General features: G+C 49.1%; 17 protein-coding genes and 1 riboswitch. Of the genes, 8 read left to right on the top strand and 9 right to left on the bottom strand.

Annotated elements, in window-relative coordinates:
* Positions 1-91 precede the first annotated feature (91 nt).
* Together rssB and rssA are read right to left on the bottom strand one after the other, a co-directional pair.
* The gene (rssB, locus tag BIY29_RS04610; RefSeq protein ID WP_121573975.1) at positions 92-1,108 is read right to left on the bottom strand and encodes a two-component system response regulator RssB; all 1,017 of its coding nucleotides are present in this window, start codon (positions 1,106-1,108) and stop codon (positions 92-94) included.
* Between the two features lie 85 nt (positions 1,109-1,193).
* Complete coding sequence (gene rssA, locus BIY29_RS04605; RefSeq protein ID WP_121573974.1) at positions 1,194-2,102, bottom strand: patatin-like phospholipase RssA; 909 nt, start codon at positions 2,100-2,102, stop codon at positions 1,194-1,196.
* Between the two features lie 132 nt (positions 2,103-2,234).
* Between rssA and BIY29_RS04600 the strand changes: the two genes are divergently transcribed.
* Positions 2,235-2,702 (top strand): YchJ family protein, encoded by a 468-nt coding sequence (locus tag BIY29_RS04600; protein WP_121573973.1) that lies wholly within the window; start codon positions 2,235-2,237, stop codon positions 2,700-2,702.
* 81 nt (positions 2,703-2,783) lie between these two features.
* Entirely contained in the window at positions 2,784-3,632 is an 849-nt protein-coding gene (purU, locus tag BIY29_RS04595; protein ID WP_121573972.1) for a formyltetrahydrofolate deformylase, read from the top strand.
* Positions 3,633-3,719: 87 nt separating this feature from the next.
* On the opposite strand, the gene BIY29_RS04590 is transcribed toward purU, so the two are convergent.
* Complete coding sequence (locus BIY29_RS04590) at positions 3,720-4,340, bottom strand: trimeric intracellular cation channel family protein (RefSeq protein ID WP_121573971.1); 621 nt, start codon at positions 4,338-4,340, stop codon at positions 3,720-3,722.
* A 21-nt stretch (positions 4,341-4,361) separates the two neighbouring features.
* Positions 4,362-4,459, bottom strand: a riboswitch (glycine riboswitch).
* Between the two features lie 231 nt (positions 4,460-4,690).
* On the opposite strand from BIY29_RS04590, the gene xthA reads away from it, so the two are divergent.
* Positions 4,691-5,497, top strand: coding sequence for an exodeoxyribonuclease III (gene xthA / locus BIY29_RS04585; RefSeq protein WP_121573970.1), 807 nt, complete (start codon positions 4,691-4,693; stop codon positions 5,495-5,497).
* A gap of 70 nt (positions 5,498-5,567) precedes the next feature.
* On the opposite strand, the gene BIY29_RS04580 is transcribed toward xthA, so the two are convergent.
* The 3 genes from BIY29_RS04580 to BIY29_RS04570 all read right to left on the bottom strand — a co-directional run bounded on the left by BIY29_RS04580 (position 5,568) and on the right by BIY29_RS04570 (position 8,425).
* Positions 5,568-5,858 (bottom strand): DUF1496 domain-containing protein, encoded by a 291-nt coding sequence (locus tag BIY29_RS04580; protein WP_121573969.1) that lies wholly within the window; start codon positions 5,856-5,858, stop codon positions 5,568-5,570.
* Positions 5,855-7,777, bottom strand: a complete 1,923-nt coding sequence (locus BIY29_RS04575) for a DNA topoisomerase III (protein ID WP_121573968.1) — start codon at positions 7,775-7,777, stop codon at positions 5,855-5,857. Before BIY29_RS04575 ends, BIY29_RS04580 begins: the two co-directional genes overlap by 4 nt.
* Positions 7,778-7,873: 96 nt before the next feature.
* Positions 7,874-8,425: an NAD(P)H nitroreductase gene (locus BIY29_RS04570; RefSeq protein ID WP_121573967.1), complete on the bottom strand. Its 552-nt coding sequence runs from the start codon at positions 8,423-8,425 to the stop codon at positions 7,874-7,876.
* A 182-nt stretch (positions 8,426-8,607) separates the two neighbouring features.
* Here BIY29_RS04570 and sppA point away from each other — a divergent pair, with 182 nt between their 5' ends.
* Positions 8,608-10,458: a signal peptide peptidase SppA gene (sppA, locus tag BIY29_RS04565; RefSeq protein ID WP_121573966.1), complete on the top strand. Its 1,851-nt coding sequence runs from the start codon at positions 8,608-8,610 to the stop codon at positions 10,456-10,458.
* A 66-nt stretch (positions 10,459-10,524) separates the two neighbouring features.
* Positions 10,525-11,172 carry a bifunctional nicotinamidase/pyrazinamidase gene (pncA, locus tag BIY29_RS04560; protein ID WP_121573965.1) on the top strand — a complete coding sequence of 216 codons (648 nt, stop codon included), beginning with the start codon at positions 10,525-10,527 and terminating at the stop codon, positions 11,170-11,172.
* A gap of 44 nt (positions 11,173-11,216) precedes the next feature.
* Here pncA and BIY29_RS04555 read toward each other — a convergent pair whose 3' ends face one another.
* Both BIY29_RS04555 and msrB read right to left on the bottom strand, forming a co-directional pair.
* Complete coding sequence (locus BIY29_RS04555) at positions 11,217-11,492, bottom strand: YeaC family protein (RefSeq protein WP_121573964.1); 276 nt, start codon at positions 11,490-11,492, stop codon at positions 11,217-11,219.
* Positions 11,493-11,564: 72 nt separating this feature from the next.
* Positions 11,565-11,984 carry a peptide-methionine (R)-S-oxide reductase MsrB gene (msrB, locus tag BIY29_RS04550; RefSeq protein WP_121573963.1) on the bottom strand — a complete coding sequence of 140 codons (420 nt, stop codon included), beginning with the start codon at positions 11,982-11,984 and terminating at the stop codon, positions 11,565-11,567.
* Positions 11,985-12,319: 335 nt separating this feature from the next.
* On the opposite strand from msrB, the gene gapA reads away from it, so the two are divergent.
* Both gapA and BIY29_RS04535 read left to right on the top strand, forming a co-directional pair.
* Positions 12,320-13,315, top strand: coding sequence for a glyceraldehyde-3-phosphate dehydrogenase (gene gapA, locus BIY29_RS04540; RefSeq protein ID WP_170158883.1), 996 nt, complete (start codon positions 12,320-12,322; stop codon positions 13,313-13,315).
* An 85-nt stretch (positions 13,316-13,400) separates the two neighbouring features.
* A complete protein-coding gene (locus BIY29_RS04535; RefSeq protein ID WP_121573961.1) occupies positions 13,401-14,267 on the top strand; it encodes a D-hexose-6-phosphate mutarotase in 867 nt (288 codons plus the stop codon).
* Between the two features lie 240 nt (positions 14,268-14,507).
* On the opposite strand, the gene BIY29_RS04530 is transcribed toward BIY29_RS04535, so the two are convergent.
* Positions 14,508-15,257, bottom strand: a complete 750-nt coding sequence (locus tag BIY29_RS04530; RefSeq protein WP_121573960.1) for a MipA/OmpV family protein — start codon at positions 15,255-15,257, stop codon at positions 14,508-14,510.
* A 450-nt stretch (positions 15,258-15,707) separates the two neighbouring features.
* On the opposite strand from BIY29_RS04530, the gene yeaG reads away from it, so the two are divergent.
* On the top strand, positions 15,708-17,642 hold the full coding sequence (gene yeaG, locus BIY29_RS04525; protein ID WP_121573959.1) for a protein kinase YeaG: 1,935 nt from the start codon (positions 15,708-15,710) through the stop codon (positions 17,640-17,642).
* Positions 17,643-17,671 lie beyond the last annotated feature (29 nt).

Raw genomic sequence — 17,671 nt, 5'->3', positions numbered from 1 at the left:
AAAATAAGGTAGTAACTTACATAGTAGAAAATAAAAAATAATAACGAAAGGCGAACACGGCCTGAGGAGAGTAATCCCCCCTCCTATCAGATTATTCTGTAGAAAGCATGAGTCGTAAACGACCACCGTCCCCCCATATCTGACATTGCCAGGCATCACATTGATGATTTAACTGATTGAGGTAGGCTTCATCAAGCGTTCCCAATGGCACACCGCTATTCAGCGCAATTTGACTTTCATTGACGTTTAATGTGGCATTTAATCCAGCAGATATCAGTATCAGCCGTTTTAATTCACGATGATAATAACCAACCAGCAGCGGGAAACGCCCCTCTAAACTTGCCTGACGTAATAGTTGGTTTACCTGTTTTAATAAAATCGGCAAATGGGGTAAACGGTGCTGTTGATTTGCCAGATGCTCCTGAAGCACTCCATTGAACAGGGTGCGAAGTAATAACGCGGCTAACGTACCGTTATTGTTCACAGCCTGAGTAACATCAAGACAATAGAAGGCCAGTTCATCTTCAGAGAGTGCGGCAATATCCAAAACCAATCCCGGTTGTTCAGCAACAGTAAGCTGCCGGTAATTTATTCGGCAACGGGCAAGCGTTTGCTGAACCGGCGGCTGCAATTGGGCTAAAAGTTTTGCAACCGCATCAGGAGATTGATTGAGCGAATCCATATCCTGCATTAATTGCTCAAGCTCATTTGCTGGCGAAGTAAACATGTCCGGGTACAGACAAGACATAACAACCTCGCGTAAGCGTGCATAATCACGAATAGGCTTCAGCAATATATCCTGAACACCAAGCCGCAGGACTTTTGCGACATCCGCCATTTGGCTGGTCGCGGATATCACCAGTATCGGGGGGGAGTTACCTTTTAAGCGCAGGTGTTCAAGAAACTCAATGCCATCCATCATCGGCATTTCCAGATCGCAGATAATTAAATCAGGCTGATGGTGTTCCAGAAGACTTAACGCATCCAGTCCGTGGATAGCTTCCAAAACTGAGGCTCCAAGCGAAGTCAGATAACCGGATAGTACGGAGCGGAAAACAGCTTCATCCTCGATAATCAAAATATGTTTACCCGCTAATGGTCGTTCCATCAGTTACCCCTTACTTCAACGCTTTATTTTCAGATTTGATTTATCACCAACGTTCAGAATGTCTGACGCCGCTTGTACAGGATATTCAACGAGATTTATTTACCAGCGGTAACAATTCATCACGTTTTTTCTCCACGGCCTGGTGGCCAGCTTCAATCGCTTCCTGTGCCCGATGAAAATCCAGGGTGGCAATTTGTGGGCAGTAAGGTTGTAAAAGCACATCGGGGGGGTCACCCGCCATTCGGGTCATTTTTAATCTGTTCTCAAGAATCTGAATTGATGTGCTCATGATTTCCATCGCCGTTGGCGAAACCTCAGTTCGCTGACGGCGTCCCCGTAGCAAACGCTCACGAATTTTGCCACGCCAATTATTTGAAGCAGTATCAATTTCAGGTTCCGGCGCCATTGGTTTAATCGATAGAAAATCGTGGTGGTTAAGACTGGCATCCTGTTGCAAATCAACTGCAATCACAACGTCTGCACCCATAGCCCGAGTCAGCGACACAGGTACAGGATTTACCACCGCTCCATCAACCAGCCAGTAGCCATTAAACCGAACGGGAGACAACAAGCCGGGGATACTGCAAGAAGCCCGAATTGATTGATGTAAATCCCCTTTTGTTAACCAAAGTTCCCGCCCTGTGCTTAGGTTGGTCGCCACAGCACCATATTTAATATCACAATCTTCAATCTGCTGCGTATGTAACAAGTGCTTTACATTGTTAAACACTCGATCGCCGCGTAATAAGCCGCCACGCTGCCAGGAAAGATCCATTAACCGGATCACATCCCAATAACCAAACCCTTTGACCCAGCGCTCCATCGCATCCAGCCGGTGCGTCGCATATGCCGCGCCGACCAATGCCCCTACGGAACACCCGGCAACCACTTCAATTTCAATGCCAAGTTCCGTCAGTGCGTTGATAACGCCAATGTGAGCCCATCCTCTGGCAGCCCCAGAACTTAATGCCAGACCAACTTTTATCCGTCGCATGATTGACCTCATGTGTTTTCATTCTAGCGCACATTGCTACATCCCGAGCTTCTTAGGTAACATATCGGCATCCTGGATAAGGATCCCACTATTATTTATCAAGTTTTAATTAAATTTAATTCAGGAGATGCTGTGACAGACCTTTGTCCCTGTAGCAGCGGGTTACAATATAGCTCATGCTGTCAACCGTACCTTGCCAATGTCATTAGGGCTGCCGACCCTATTACATTGATGCGCTCCCGCTATACTGCCTATGTCAAACACGATATTGATTACCTGATAGCGACCTGGCATCCCGATCATCAACCAGAAAAATGGCGAGTCGCTATTGCTGAAAGTTGTCGGGACACCCTCTGGCTAAGTCTTAACATATTGGCAATCTCTTCGGGTAAAACGCTGGAAGAAGGTTATGTTGAATTTGCAGCCCGCTATACATCTGCGGATAACAAGCAACAAGCAGGATTAATGCGGGAGCGTTCACGCTTCCTTCGCTATCATGATCGCTGGTATTATATGGACGGCATTCATCTGCAAACCGGCAGAAATGAGCACTGTCCCTGCGGTTCCGGCAAAAAACACAAAAAGTGTTGCGGACAGTAACAAACCAATATCAACCCACAGTGAGTTCCGGCACTGTATTAACATATCGTTATTTTAGTTTTGGACAGGATCCACGCGCTCATGCAATCCCCGAATTTACAAAGAAAAGTATTACGGACTATTTGCCCCGATGCTAAAGGGCTTATCGCAAAAATCACCAATATTTGTTACAAACACGAACTCAATATCGTGCAAAACAACGAGTTTGTAGACCATCGTACCGGGCGTTTTTTCATGCGTACCGAGTTGGAAGGTATTTTTAACGATACCACCCTGCTGGCAGACCTTGACAGCGCGCTTCCTGAAGGATCGGTTCGTGAACTGACAAATGCGGGTCGCCGCCGAATTGTTATCCTGGTCACTAAAGAAGCCCACTGTCTGGGTGATCTATTAATGAAAAGCGCCTACGGCGGGCTGGATGTGGAAATTGCTGCCGTTATCGGTAACCATGAAACATTACGCACACTGGTTGAGCGATTTGATATTCCCTTCCACCTGATCAGCCATGAAGGGTTTACCCGAGAAGAGCACGATCAACTCATGATCGCGCAGATTGACACTTATCAGCCGGATTATGTTGTCTTGGCAAAATACATGCGTGTGTTAACGCCTGCTTTTGTTCAGCATTATCCGAATCAGGTCATCAACATTCATCACTCATTCCTGCCGGCATTTATCGGCGCCCGTCCATACCATCAGGCTTATGAGCGCGGCGTAAAAATCATCGGTGCAACGGCGCATTATGTGAACGATAGTCTGGATGAAGGGCCAATCATAATGCAGGATGTCATCAACGTGGACCATACTTACACGGCTGATGATATGATGCGTGCCGGGCGCGATGTCGAGAAGAACGTGTTAAGCCGCGCACTTTACCGGGTGCTGGCGCAGCGCGTTTTTGTCTACGGGAATCGCACCATCATTCTATAATTTGCTGATCGGACATCGCATTGTTTGCAAGGATGTTTGTATGGAAAACGTGAGTGACGCGCTCCCGGCACGTCACTCACTAATCACTTAGCTCTTCCAACTCCCCGCAACATAAGAGAAAACCGGAAGCTGCCACGACCAGCGGATCGCGGCCAGACGAACCGACAAGCCAATACTGAAAGAAACCAACAAGTTAATATCATGATTCACGTTCAGCGCTTTCAATCCCAGATAAAGCAGCGCCACTAACAGCGAAATGCTGGCATAAAGTTCTTTCTTCAATACCATCGGCGTTCGATTGCAAAAGATGTCACGTAGAATACCGCCAAAAATCCCCGTCACAATTCCGGCCATAACCACCACCGTGATGGAGTAATTCAGCCCCAGCGCAACATTGCAACCGATAATCGTAAAGGCGATCAGCCCCATTGCGTCCAGTACCAAAAACAGGCGGTGGAGACGATGCATAACGCGCGCAATGATAATGGTAAAAAGACCGGCACCGATCGTAAGATAGATATAACCGGGGTGTTGAGTCCAGCCGATGGGATAGTTGCCAAGAAGAATATCACGAACCGTACCACCACCAAGTGCGGTGATAAACGCAATCATGCCGACACCAAAAATATCCATATTGCGGCGTCCGGCGGCCAGCGCCCCGGACATGCCTTCAGCGGTGATGGCGATCAGATAGATATATGTAAGCACAAAAGATTTCCTGTGAAATGTGCCCCTCCCTCTGTCCGTTTTACCTGAGAGTTTACGCAGCGATCGCCGCTTGCCCCTTCGGTGGGTTGCCGTAACAACCTCTCTCCAGTTGGCTTAAAGGAAATTCGCAGTATGGTGGCCTGAGCGATTATGGGAGTTTGCGCCTTCGGCGGAGCGTCATATTGACGCGCTCTCTCCTGCGAGCTGCGGAGTATACGGACTCTACCTTCCAGGTTCAAGACATCATCATCGGATCTTGTTTGTCAGTAACGACGGTTCCTACGCCGCCGTGACTCACGGCCTGAGTTTCTGCTACCATCTGGAAACATTTTGAGTAAACGGCAGCTAACATGAAAGTTGTTTCTTTTAATATCAATGGCCTGCGGGCGCGCCCTCATCAGTTGGCCGCCATTATCGAACAGCACCAGCCTGATGTGATCGGATTACAGGAAACCAAAGTCCATGACGATATGTTTCCACTGGAAGAAGTGAGCCAATATGGCTATCACGTTTTTTATCACGGGCAAAAAGGCCATTATGGCGTCGCGCTGCTGTGTAAAAACCAGCCTATTGCAGTCCGTCGCGGTTTCCCAACGGACGAACAAGACGCGCAGCGGCGGATTATTATGGCGGATTTTGCTACCGCACAGGGTCAGCTTACCGTGGTGAATGGCTATTTTCCGCAGGGCGAAAGCCGCGATCATCCGATTAAATTCCCCGCCAAAACACGTTTCTATCAAGACCTGCAAACCTATATTGAGCAGCACCATAGGGTTGATCAGCCTTTAATCGTTATGGGCGATCTCAATATCAGCCCTACCGATCTTGATATTGGTATTGGTGAAGACAACCGCAAGCGCTGGTTGCGCACGGGCAAATGTTCGTTCTTGCCAGAAGAGCGTGAATGGCTGGCCCGGTTACAAGCCTGGGGACTCATCGATACCTTCCGAGCCGCCTACCCTGACTGTAACGATCGCTTCTCGTGGTTTGATTATCGGTCTGCCGGGTTTGATACCAACCGTGGCTTGCGTATCGATTTAATACTGGCGAGTCAAACATTGGCTAAACACTGCACCAATACCGGCATTGACTATGACATTCGGGCGATGGAGAAACCCTCCGACCATGCGCCGATATGGGCCGAATTCGCGTTGTAATAACAAAAACGCAGCGGCGTCCATGCATCGTCGCTGCGCTTAACCGGTAGTAATTGAGTAGCGTTTTACGTTACTGTTTGATCGGTTGCCAAATCAGAGTATTCGTTCCTACCGTTTGTTTATCCCGCACACACTGTAGGATCACACCGTCTACTTTCAACACCGCGCCTTCCGAATAGTTGCGGTTCTCATAAACACAACAGCGCATACAATTGCTATTTTGTTCACGCGCAGCAGAACCCGCGCCCCACACTTCGGCAGGAACGGGCACCACGATATCTGTCCCGCCGCGATTTGCCTGAACCACCGACGGCAGCACCAACACAGCACCGGCAATAAACCAGGAAACTAACGATCTCATTGATTCTGCTCCTTAACTTTGGGCTGAGGCTTACGCCGCTTTTTGTTACTTGCCTGAGGGGCCGATATGCCTTTGAAAGCACTTACGGCCTGGCTTTCTCTGGCTTGATGAATCAACGCCTGTAAAGAATGCGTCAGCGGTTGCATAAAATCCTGATAGCGGCATTTCTTTTCGCTGATTTGTGTCAGTGTCGCTTCCCAGTGCGCCGTCATATCCGGATGTGCGGCACTGTCTGGCAGGGAGTGAATTAATGCCCGCCCTGCTTCGCTGGCATGGATATAACGCCCTTTTTTGAACAGAAAGGTACGTTTAAACAGTAACTCGATAATACCCGCTCTCGTCGCTTCGGTTCCCAGACCGTCGGTTGCCCGCAGGATTTTCTTAAGCGCTTTATCCTGCACAAATCGCGCAATTCCGGTCATTGCCGATAGCAAGGTGGCATCAGTAAATGGCCGGGGAGGCTGAGTTTGCCGTTCTACCACTTCCCCGCGTTCACATAGCAACTCATCGCCTTTGGCAACAACCGGCAAAGGAGTCCCCTCATTTTCTTCATCGCGCTCTTTACTCCCCAGCAATGTGCGCCAGCCTGCTTCCGCCAGAAACCGGGCTTTAGCGACAAATTTTCCGCCCACGATATCCAGATCGATAACGCATTTACGAAATACCGCGTCCGGGCAAAACTGCATAATGTATTGTCGGGAAATCAGCCCGTAAACCTTACTCTCATTATCCGACAACGTTGTTCTTGCACTACGTGCCGTGGGGATAATCGCATGGTGGGCATCCACTTTACCGTCATCCCAACAGCGGTTACGTTTATCGATATCCATTATCGGCTGTGGTAATAAATCCGGCTGATGCACCGAAATGGCGTTCAGAACCGCATGACGTCCGGCAAAATGCTCTTCCGGCAGATAACGGCTATCAGAGCGCGGATAGGTTATCAGCTTGTGGGTTTCATACAGCTTCTGACAAATATCCAGCACCTGCTGGGCACTGAGTCCAAACCGTTTTGCGGCTTCAATCTGTAACGTCGATAGCGAATAAGGCAGCGGCGCCGTTTCTGACTCACGCTTGTCATTATAGCCCGTCACAAAAGCAGGCTGACCATCAATTCGTTTGACAACGTGCTCCGCCAGAGAACGGTGCAATAACCTCCCTTCTTCATCCTGATAGGGCTCACAGGACTCGCTCGGTTGCCAAAGCGCGACAAACCGTTCGCCAGCGGGGGTGATGATGTGTGCTTTAACCTCGAAATAATCTTTTGGAACAAAGTGCTCGATTTCTTCATCACGGCGAACCACCAGCCCCAGCACAGGCGTTTGTACCCGGCCAACCGACAGAACGCCCTCATAGCCAGCATTACGCCCCAGCAGCGTGTAAGCACGGGTCATATTAATGCCATACAACCAGTCAGCCCGTGAGCGGGCCAGCGCAGAAACACACAGCGGAATGAATTCTCTGTTCTCCCGCAGCCTTGAAACTGCCCGTTCAACCGCCTGGGGATTCAGATCGTTGATCAGACACCGCCTGACCTGACGACGCTTTTCTTCCGGCAAGGAGAGATATTCCAACACCTCATCCACCAGCAGTTGTCCTTCACGATCGGGGTCACCCGCATGAATGATTTCGTTGGCTTCCATCAGTAGTTTTTTTATGGTGTTAAGCTGTTTGCTCACCGAAGGACGGGGCTGCAATAGCCATTTCTGCGGGATAATCGGTAAATCGGCCAATGACCAGCGCGCATAACGGGCGTCATAAACATCGGGTTGCGCCTGTTCAAGCAAATGCCCGACGCACCAGGTCACAACATCATCCTGACCACAGGCAATAAAACCATCACCGCGGCGATGCGGTTTAGGCAATACATCCGCGATCGCCCGTGCCAGACTGGGCTTTTCGGCAATAAAAAGTCGCATTAGACACCATCGCGCTGAAAGACAGTTTGCCAACTGCCATTGCGTAAAAAATACCAAAGCAGCAGAGGGAAACGAAAACGCTTTAATTGGCGTTTATCAGAAATAATGGATAAATTTTTCAGCATCGAGCGGCGTCACCCTGGTGGACGCTTTCAATTGCGGCGTCCCCAAATAGAGGAAACCGACGATCTCATCCTGCTCACGGCATTGAAAGGCATCGCGCACCAGCGGGTGCTGCGTCCAGGCGCCGCTACGCCAGATCCCGTTAAACCCTTGAGCCAGGGCAGCCATTTGCATGGACTGAACGGCACAACCGGCGGAAACGACCTGCTCCCAGAGCGGGACTTTAGGATTTTCTTCACAATGCGCCACCACGGTAATAATCAATGGGGCGCGAAACGGCGCCTGTCGGGCCTTTTCTATGCCAGCTTCATCCATGCCTTCCTGCTTCGCCGCTTCAGTCAGTAACGCACTGAACCGCGCCAATCCTTCATTTTCAATCACAAAGAACCGCCAGGGTTGTAAAGTACCGTGATCGGGAGCGCGCATACCGGCGTGGATAATATTATTCAGCGCATCACCTGAAGGCGCAGGTGTTGTCAGGCGTGAAGCCGAACGGCGATTAAGTAACAGTTCGAGAGCATCCATCGCACATCTCCTGTATTACACTCTGGTTATCTGTGAAAAGACACGTTGCGCGCCACGGTAGCACAAGTAGAACTTTTGTTACAAGATAGCCTCTCCAGGTGCCACCTGGGCTATATTTAATGCTGACTTTTTACCGTCTGCTCTTTAGGATATTAAGTTGTTTTCCCGTTCTCGGAGATATCATGCGCACATTGTGGCGAATTTTTAGCGGATTCTTTAAGTGGACATGGCGTCTGCTTAATTTTATCAGAGAATTTATTCTCAATATTTTTCTTATCGCGCTCATTCTTATTGGGGTCGGGATTTATACACAGTTCACCGGCGCACCAGCGGAAACGGCCCGCGGTGCGCTGTTGATTGATTTGACTGGCGTTGTGGTCGATCAGCCCACCGTGAATAATAAACTGCGCCAGTTAGGGCGTGAGTTTTTCGGCTCATCCAGCAATCGTCGGCAGGAAAACGCGCTGTTTGATATTGTCGACAGCATTCGCCAGGCGAAAACCGATAACAACATTACCGGAATCGTGTTGGATCTGAGTGATTTTGCCGGAGCAGATCAGCCATCATTACAGTATATCGGTAAATCCCTGCGGGAATTCCGTGACAGTGGCAAACCTATCTACGCCGTAGGCGATAGCTATAATCAGGCACAATATTATCTGGCCAGTTTCGCCAATACCATTGCCCTCACCCCACAGGGTAGTGTGGATCTGCACGGTTTGGCCACTAACAATCTGTACTTCAAATCCCTGTTGGATAAACTGAAGGTCACCACCACCATATTCAGGGTAGGAACCTACAAATCGGCCGTTGAACCATACCTGCGCGATGATATGTCCCCGGCAGCCAGAGAGGCGGACAGCCGCTGGATTAATACACTTTGGCAACACTACCTGAACACGGTCGCCGCTAACCGGCAGATAACCCCGCAGCAACTGTTTCCTGGTGCAGCCAGCATTCTCTCAGGCTTACAGGCCGTGCAAGGCGACACCGCACGCTATGCACTGCAAAACAAATTGGTAGACGAGGTTGCCTCCCGTTCCGTTATTGAGCAAACGCTGGTAAAAGCATTTGGCTGGAATAACAAAACCAATAACTTTTATTTCACCAGCATTTACGACTATGCGCCTAAACCGCCGGTTCAGAACAATAATCAGATAGCCGTGATTTTTGCCAACGGGGCGATTATTGATGGCCCGGAAACCCCGGGAATGGTGGGCGGCGATACCACTGCCGCCCAGATACGCGCAGCACGTCTCGATCCCAAAGTTAAAGCAGTGATTCTGCGTGTCAATAGCCCTGGCGGCAGCGTGACGGCATCTGAAATGATCCGCTCAGAGTTGATGGCGGTTCGTCTTGCTGGCAAGCCGGTGGTGGTTTCCATGGGCGGCATGGCGGCATCGGGTGGATATTGGATTTCAACACCCGCAAACACCATTATCTCCAGCCCAAGCACCCTGACCGGCTCTATCGGCATTTTCGGCGTGATTAACACGTTTGAAAATTCACTGGAAAGAATCGGTGTCCACACCGACGGCGTGGCAACTTCACCGCTGGCTGACCTGTCGGTTACAAAATCGTTACCCCCTGAATTCAGCCAAATGGTTCAGTTAAGCATTGAGCGTGGGTATAAGAATTTCATCGACATCGTCGCTCAGGCGCGTAAGAAAACCCCGGAGCAGATCAATCAGATTGCGCAGGGACATGTCTGGATCGGCAGCGATGCGAAAGAAAATGGATTGGTTGATCAATTAGGCGATTTTGATGATGCAGTGAAAAAAGCCGCCGAACTGGCAAAACTGGGGAAATATCAACTTAGCTGGTTTGCCGAACAGCCAAGCCTGTTTGATGCCATGATGAACCAGATTAACGCGTCGGTTTATGCCTGGTTGCCCACCGCCGTGCAGTCGATGCTGCCTGCTCCTGTGGCGCAACTGGCTGAAGCGGTGCATTCACAGCCTTCCATCATCAATAACCTCAACGACCCGCAGCACCGGTATGCACTCTGCCTTACCTGTGGTGAAGTCCGGTAAACACGCGCCAGCCCGGCTAACCATGCCGGGCTGGGATTAAGGGGATAATTAATCATGGAGCCAGCGATGAATAAAGCGCTATTATTAATTGATTTGCAAAATGATTTTTGTCCTGGTGGCGCGTTGGCGGTTACCGGGGGCGATTGGGTGATTGATGTGGCGAACCTCGCCATCACGGCCTGTTGCGCAGCGGATATGCCGGTCATTGCCAGCCAGGACTGGCATCCGGCCAATCATGGAAGTTTTGCCGTCAACGCCAATGCGACCGTGGGCGAAACCGGCGAGTTGGACGGGCTACCGCAGGTCTGGTGGCCGGTTCACTGCGTTCAGGATCAACCAGGAGCGCAATTTCATCCGGCATTAAATCAACAGGCTATTGAATGGGTTGTACGTAAAGGGACGCAAGCCAATATTGATAGCTATAGCGCATTCTTTGATAACGGTCACCGTGCTAAAACCGAACTGGATGACTGGCTGCGTGCACGTAATATTACTCACCTGACCGTAATGGGCATCGCGACGGACTATTGCGTTAAGTTCAGCGTGCTGGATGCCCTTGCTCTGGGCTACAAAACCGATGTGCTGGTGGATGGATGCCGTGGTGTGAATCTTAATCCCGAAGACAGTCAGACGGCGTTACAGCAAATGCAACGGCAAGGCGCCAATCTGATCGATCTGAACACCCTTATGTCGCAATTGACGTCCACCCACTAGCGCTCTGCGTGCAGAACAATTACCTTGCGCAACCTGACCTGCATTCACTTTTGCACTTTTAGCGTCACAATCGCGTGATTACCGAACTGTTGCTTCAGTTCTTGTTTACTTTTCATCACGATTTCACCATCAGGGCCGATCGTCATGTGCTCCGCCTGTTTATTATGACGGGCCTGCCACAACATCACCATTTGCAGACAATTCTCTTTCTGTTCCGCAGACAAAGCGACGCCATCCGGCCATTTACCCAGCTCAACGGCCATTGCCAGCCGTTGATAAATCTCCGGCGTCATCTTATCGATCAGATCATCAAGTTGCATATTCAATCCCTGTCCGTTTTAGCTGAAACGTTTAAAGCAAAACAATTACTCAATGCCCACACAGGTTGACGGTTAACCGTCAATCCGCTGGCCATCCACCTCGTCGATAAAGCTTAATGAGGCGGAATTGACGCAATAACGTTCACCCGTGGTCTCAGGGCCATCAGGAAAGACATGTCCTAAATGCGCATCACAATTTCCACAGCGGATCTCGATACGGCGCATATTGTGCGCATTGTCTTCAAGATACCGGATGGCCTCCGGTGATACGGGTTGGTCAAAACTCGGCCAACCACAGCCTGAATCATACTTATTATCTGAATAGAACAGCGGTTTCTGACAGCACAAACAATGATAAATACCTGTGCGCTTATTATGCAGCAACTTACCGGAATAAGCGGGTTCAGTGCCCTGTTGCTGGGTCACATAGCGTTGCATTTCCGTCAGTTCTGCTGCATCTGACGGTGCTTGTCGAGAGGGATCGTTAATCATAGGGATCTCGCAAAGTCTGCTAAATTGATCACTAATTATAACAAAAAATTAACAACCTTACAGGCCATTTTGGTTTAATATGATATGTGTTATCAGGGCGAATATTTAATTGTGATATCCATCACAATTCTGGGCGCAATGAGCTATTTATGATGCAATGTGCTCTATATCAGACTCGGATGTTCTTTGTTTGACTGCACAGGTGGATTTTCGCGCAAAGGTTGGTCACAGGTTTGACATACAGCAACTATTGACACGATTCCGCTTGACGCCCAGCAAGGTTTTTGTAATTTTACAACCAACCTTTATTCACTAACCAATATCTGGTGGAATATATGACAATCAAAGTAGGTATCAACGGTTTTGGCCGCATTGGCCGTATTGTTTTCCGCGCCGCACAAGAACGTTCCGACATCGAAATTGTTGCGATTAACGATCTGTTAGATGCTGATTACATGGCGTATATGTTGAAATACGACTCTACCCATGGCCGTTTCAACGGCACCGTTGAAGTTAAAGATGGCCACCTGGTTGTTAACGGCAAAACCATTCGTGTTACCGCAGAACGTGATCCTGCAAATCTGAAGTGGAACGAAGTGAACGTTGATGTTGTTGCCGAAGCAACCGGTCTGTTCCTGACTGATGAAACGGCACGTAAGCACATCACTGCTGGCGCTAAGAAAGTCGTTCTGACAGGCCCGTCTAAAGATAGCACCCCGATGTTTGTTATGGGCGTTAACCACAAAAGTTATGATGGCCAGGACATCGTTTCCAACGCATCTTGTACCACTAACTGCCTGGCGCCGCTGGCTAAAGTTATCAACGACAACTTCGGTATCGTTGAAGCACTGATGACCACCGTCCATGCAACCACCGCGACTCAGAAAACCGTTGACGGCCCGTCTCATAAAGACTGGCGCGGTGGCCGCGGCGCATCTCAGAACATCATCCCGTCTTCTACCGGTGCAGCGAAAGCAGTGGGTAAAGTTATTCCTGAACTGAATGGCAAACTGACGGGTATGGCGTTCCGCGTTCCTACCCCGAACGTATCCGTTGTTGACCTGACTGCCCGCCTGGAAAAACCGGCTTCTTACAAAGAAATCTGTGCAGCCATCAAAGCGGCTTCAGAAGGTGAACTGAAAGGCGTTCTGGGTTATACCGAAGACGACGTGGTTTCTACCGATTTCAACGGTGAAAAACTGACTTCCGTGTTCGATGCTAAAGCAGGTATCGCACTGAGCGACAACTTTGTGAAACTGGTTTCCTGGTACGATAACGAAACAGGTTACTCTAATAAAGTACTGGATCTGATCACCCACATCTCTAAGTAAGTTAGGGTGATGGTTCAATGATGAAGGGCGGCTTAGGCCGCCCTTTTTACTTGCTGATTAATAACAACCAAAAAAAGGCAACATCATGAATAATAAGATTTTCAAACTGACCATCACCAAACAAATTACATCAACCATTAGCCAGCGACAAATAGATCAACTACCGGTGATGGTTGTTGAACATCCTCAGGTTCGCGCCGCAGTCGCACTACAGGGAGCGCATCTGTTGCATTGGCAACCGACAGGCGAAGAACCGGTTCTTTGGTTAAGCGACAACACGCTGTTCACTGAACATATGGCTATTCGCGGCGGTATCCCGATTTGTTTCCCGTGGTTTGGTCCATTTGCCGAACCCAACCACGGGTTTGCACGTTTGCTGCCATGGGAATTCACCTCCCATAGTGAAGATGAAAACGGTGTGCAACTCGCCTTCACACTGCGCGACAGCGCGCAAACTCGAGCATCCTGGCCGCATGAATTTATCCTTATCGCACGTTTCAAGCTGGGTAAAACATGCCGTATCGAACTGGAAGCACATGGTGATTACAGCATCACCAGCGCATTACACACCTACTTCCACATCGGTGATATCAGCAAGATCAAAATCAGCGGCCTGGGTGAGCAATTTATTGATAAAGTAAATCAGGGCAAGCTTGCGTCACAACAAGGGGATTTGGTATTTACCGACCGTACAGATCGTATTTACACACATCCGCAGGATATTAGCGTTATTAATGATCCGGCATTACAACGCACGATTGAAGTGCATCACACCAACCACAGTGACGTCGTATCATGGAACCCAGGTGCGGAATTGTCGCATACCATCAGCGATATGACTGACGACGGCTATAAAACCTTTGTTTGCGTAGAAACAGCGAGAGTTAGCCAGCCTTTCACCGCAACAGTGCACTCCCCGGCCCGTTTGTCTACCCTCATTCAGCTTAAGTAATCCTTATAACGGCAAGATGGCGTATGATCACCCCGGCCATACGCCTGCCCTGACACTCACACAACATCCAGATGCTGTTTACACTGTAATGAAGGAAATGCCTGATCCAGCCTTGCAAATTCAATCATTTTTGCGCCTTCCCCAGAGAAAATAACCCAACGCCTGGCGCACCGCTAATGTGCAAATAGGGTGATTCCCCCCCATTTTTGGGCAGAAAATGCACCATAATGTCAATGAACGTTAAAACCGGTAACTGATACCCACGCTCATTAATGCGCTATAGCTGCTATCGACGATCGGACTATCCTTCGTTTCGTCAGACAAACGGGTATATCGACCTACCGCCCAGGCGCTCCAGCTTGGGTTTATTTGGTAGTTGGCACTAAGCTCGACATACGGCGCCCATCCGTCACCGGGTCGATAACGGCCAAACCCTGAACGCGCTGACTCCTGACCGCTGACACCATAGTAATACCGGTTCATATGTTCACTGAACCAGGTAGCGCCGATACCGGGCGTAATATTCAGATCGCCCAGCGTGAAACGATAAAGATAGGCGGTATCCCAGATTATCCCATTGCTGTAATCCAGCGTGTCGCCTGCCAGAACGGTACGAATTTCACCCCAATCGGCGATATGCCGATAGGCGGCTCCCGCCATCAGCGTGCCACGCCGTTTATTCAACTGTTTCATACGGACATCATCGCTGTCGCCGGGTTTAAACCCTAACGGCAGGTAATATGCTGTCAGCGATAACCTGTTGGCGCCGTCATTCCACAAGTAGTACCCGCCTCCCAGCCCACGAAAATAAAATCTTTCGCTTTCATAATTTAGTACCGGAAGAGGATAAACATGATTGTCATCACCGCGGTACACCGACGTTGAACCAAACACCCCCGCACCTAATGACACCTCGGTCGCATAGGCTGAGGGCAACGCTACCGCGGTCAACGCCAGCGCGGCTGACAGACATAATTCAGGCTTATTCACAATTTATTATTTCCTATTACAGATAAACATCGTTAAAAATGAGGACTCGACTGTTCATACTTTCTCTTGGTTTTAATAAAAATACGATAACAGAATAACTTATATCAATGTTGTCTCTTTCCCATGAACAGCAAGTTCATATGGCTTCAACACCCACTGGATGGGATATTACAGGATACTATCAGGAAGTGAGTCATTGAAATGTCTTAAAAATATGTCTGCTGAGTAGAGGAAATTTTACGGATGCAAACTACGCTTTATAGTAGAGATGATGAAATTTTCCGAGTCTGTAGGCAGACAAAAAACCACGATATCGCCCTGCACCAAAAGTTGGCATAAGGGTTGCTGTACTCAGGAGGATTTCTTCTTTCGGAGGGCTATATATTATAGGTCGTACACATTTTACACGCTCTCTTAAATTGTGCTAATCGACGAAGGACGGGCATCGCTATGAACATATTTGATCACTACCGTCAGCGCTACGACGCTGCCAAGGATGAAGAGTTCACTCTGCAGGAATTCCTTACTATCTGTCAGCAAGATCGAAGCGCATATGCTAACGCGGCTGAACGATTGTTAATGGCTATCGGTGAACCCATGATGGTGGATACCGCTCATGAATCGCGTTTATCCCGTTTATTTTCGAATCGGATCATTGCCCGCTATCCTGCTTTTGAAGAGTTTTATGGTATGGAAGATGCCATAGAACAAATCGTGTCTTACCTGAAACACGCCGCGCAAGGATTGGAAGAGAAGAAACAAATTCTGTATCTGCTTGGCCCGGTTGGCGGTGGTAAATCTTCACTGGCAGAACGTCTGAAAGTGCTGATGCAGCATGTCCCTATTTATATTCTCAGCGCCAACGGCGAACGCAGCCCGGTTAACGATCATCCGTTGTGCCTGTTTAACCCGCAGGAAGATGCCTCGATTCTGGAAAAAGAATATTCTATTCCGCGACGTTATCTGGGGACTATCATGTCGCCGTGGGCGGCCAAACGTTTGCAGGATTTTGGCGGTGACATCACTAAATTCAAAGTCATCAAAGTATGGCCGTCTATTCTTGCGCAGGTCGCTATCGCCAAGACTGAACCGGGGGACGAAAACAATCAGGATATCTCGGCGCTGGTTGGGAAGGTCGATATCCGTAAACTGGAACATTACGCTCAGAACGATCCCGATGCCTACGGATACTCCGGCGCACTCTGCCGTGCCAACCAGGGAATCATGGAATTTGTGGAAATGTTCAAAGCGCCTATTAAAGTGCTGCACCCCTTGCTGACAGCGACGCAGGAAGGCAACTACAATGGTACGGAAGGTATCGCCGCCCTGCCGTTTAACGGCATTATTCTGGCGCACTCCAACGAATCAGAATGGGTGCAGTTCCGTAATAACAAAAACAATGAAGCCTTTCTTGACCGCGTCTACATCGTGAAAGTGCCGTATTGCCTGCGCGTCTCTGAAGAGGTCAAGATCTATGACAAGCTGCTTAATCACAGCGAACTCACTCATGCCCCTTGCGCACCTGGCACACTGGAAACGCTGGCCCGCTTCTCGATCTTGTCCCGCCTGAAAGAGCCTGAGAACTCCAGCATCTATTCTAAGATGCGCGTTTATGACGGTGAAAGCCTGAAAGATACCGATCCGAAAGCGAAATCCTATCAGGAATACCGTGATTATGCTGGCGTGGATGAGGGCATGAACGGCCTTTCAACCCGTTTCGCCTTTAAGATACTTTCCAGAGTATTTAACTTCGATCACAGTGAAGTTGCGGCTAACCCGGTACACCTGTTCTATGTGCTGGAGCAACAGATTGAACGTGAGCAGTTCCCACAGGAAATTGCGGAAAAATATCTGGAACACCTCAAAGGGTATCTGATCCCCAAATACGCGGAATTTATCGGCAAAGAGATTCAGACCGCTTATCTGGAGTCTTACTCCGAATATGGACAGAACATTTTTGATCGTTATGTCACCTATGCGGATTTCTGGATTCAGGATCAGGAGTACCGCGATCCGGATACTGGTCAACTGTTTGACCGTGAGTCACTGAATGCTGAGTTGGAAAAAATTGAAAAACCAGCGGGTATCAGTAACCCCAAAGATTTCCGTAACGAAATCGTTAACTTTGTCCTGCGCGCCCGTGCCAGCAATAGTGGACGTAATCCAAACTGGACCAGTTATGAGAAATTGCGGACGGTGATTGAGAAAAAAATGTTCTCCAACACTGAAGAACTGTTACCTGTGATTTCGTTTAATACCAAAACCTCAACGGATGAACAGAAGAAACATGATGATTTCGTCGATCGCATGATGGAGAAAGGCTACACCCGTAAACAGGTACGTTTGCTGTGCGAATGGTATCTGCGGGTGAGGAAATCATCATAATGAGGCATGAAGCTGGCAACGTCGTTTGG

The organism is Brenneria alni, from assembly GCF_003666245.1.
GTDB classification, from domain to species: Bacteria; Pseudomonadota; Gammaproteobacteria; order Enterobacterales; family Enterobacteriaceae; genus Brenneria; species Brenneria alni.
This window is presented reverse-complemented; position numbering and strand designations above follow the sequence as displayed.

Excerpts from the sequence above, each read along its gene's own strand:
- BIY29_RS04570 (WP_121573967.1), bottom strand. The coding sequence starts at position 8,425 with ATGGATGCTCTCGAACTGTTACTTAATCGCCGTTCGGCTTCACGCCTG.
- purU (WP_121573972.1), top strand. The coding sequence starts at position 2,784 with ATGCAATCCCCGAATTTACAAAGAAAAGTATTACGGACTATTTGCCCC.
- BIY29_RS04555 (WP_121573964.1), bottom strand. The coding sequence starts at position 11,492 with ATGCAACTTGATGATCTGATCGATAAGATGACGCCGGAGATTTATCAA.
- sppA (WP_121573966.1), top strand. The coding sequence starts at position 8,608 with ATGCGCACATTGTGGCGAATTTTTAGCGGATTCTTTAAGTGGACATGG.
- rssA (WP_121573974.1), bottom strand. The coding sequence starts at position 2,102 with ATGCGACGGATAAAAGTTGGTCTGGCATTAAGTTCTGGGGCTGCCAGA.
- yeaG (WP_121573959.1), top strand. The coding sequence starts at position 15,708 with ATGAACATATTTGATCACTACCGTCAGCGCTACGACGCTGCCAAGGAT.
- gapA (WP_170158883.1), top strand. The coding sequence starts at position 12,320 with ATGACAATCAAAGTAGGTATCAACGGTTTTGGCCGCATTGGCCGTATT.
- xthA (WP_121573970.1), top strand. The coding sequence starts at position 4,691 with ATGAAAGTTGTTTCTTTTAATATCAATGGCCTGCGGGCGCGCCCTCAT.
- msrB (WP_121573963.1), bottom strand. The coding sequence starts at position 11,984 with ATGATTAACGATCCCTCTCGACAAGCACCGTCAGATGCAGCAGAACTG.
- BIY29_RS04580 (WP_121573969.1), bottom strand. The coding sequence starts at position 5,858 with ATGAGATCGTTAGTTTCCTGGTTTATTGCCGGTGCTGTGTTGGTGCTG.
- rssB (WP_121573975.1), bottom strand. The coding sequence starts at position 1,108 with ATGGAACGACCATTAGCGGGTAAACATATTTTGATTATCGAGGATGAA.
- BIY29_RS04575 (WP_121573968.1), bottom strand. The coding sequence starts at position 7,777 with ATGCGACTTTTTATTGCCGAAAAGCCCAGTCTGGCACGGGCGATCGCG.
- pncA (WP_121573965.1), top strand. The coding sequence starts at position 10,525 with ATGAATAAAGCGCTATTATTAATTGATTTGCAAAATGATTTTTGTCCT.
- BIY29_RS04535 (WP_121573961.1), top strand. The coding sequence starts at position 13,401 with ATGAATAATAAGATTTTCAAACTGACCATCACCAAACAAATTACATCA.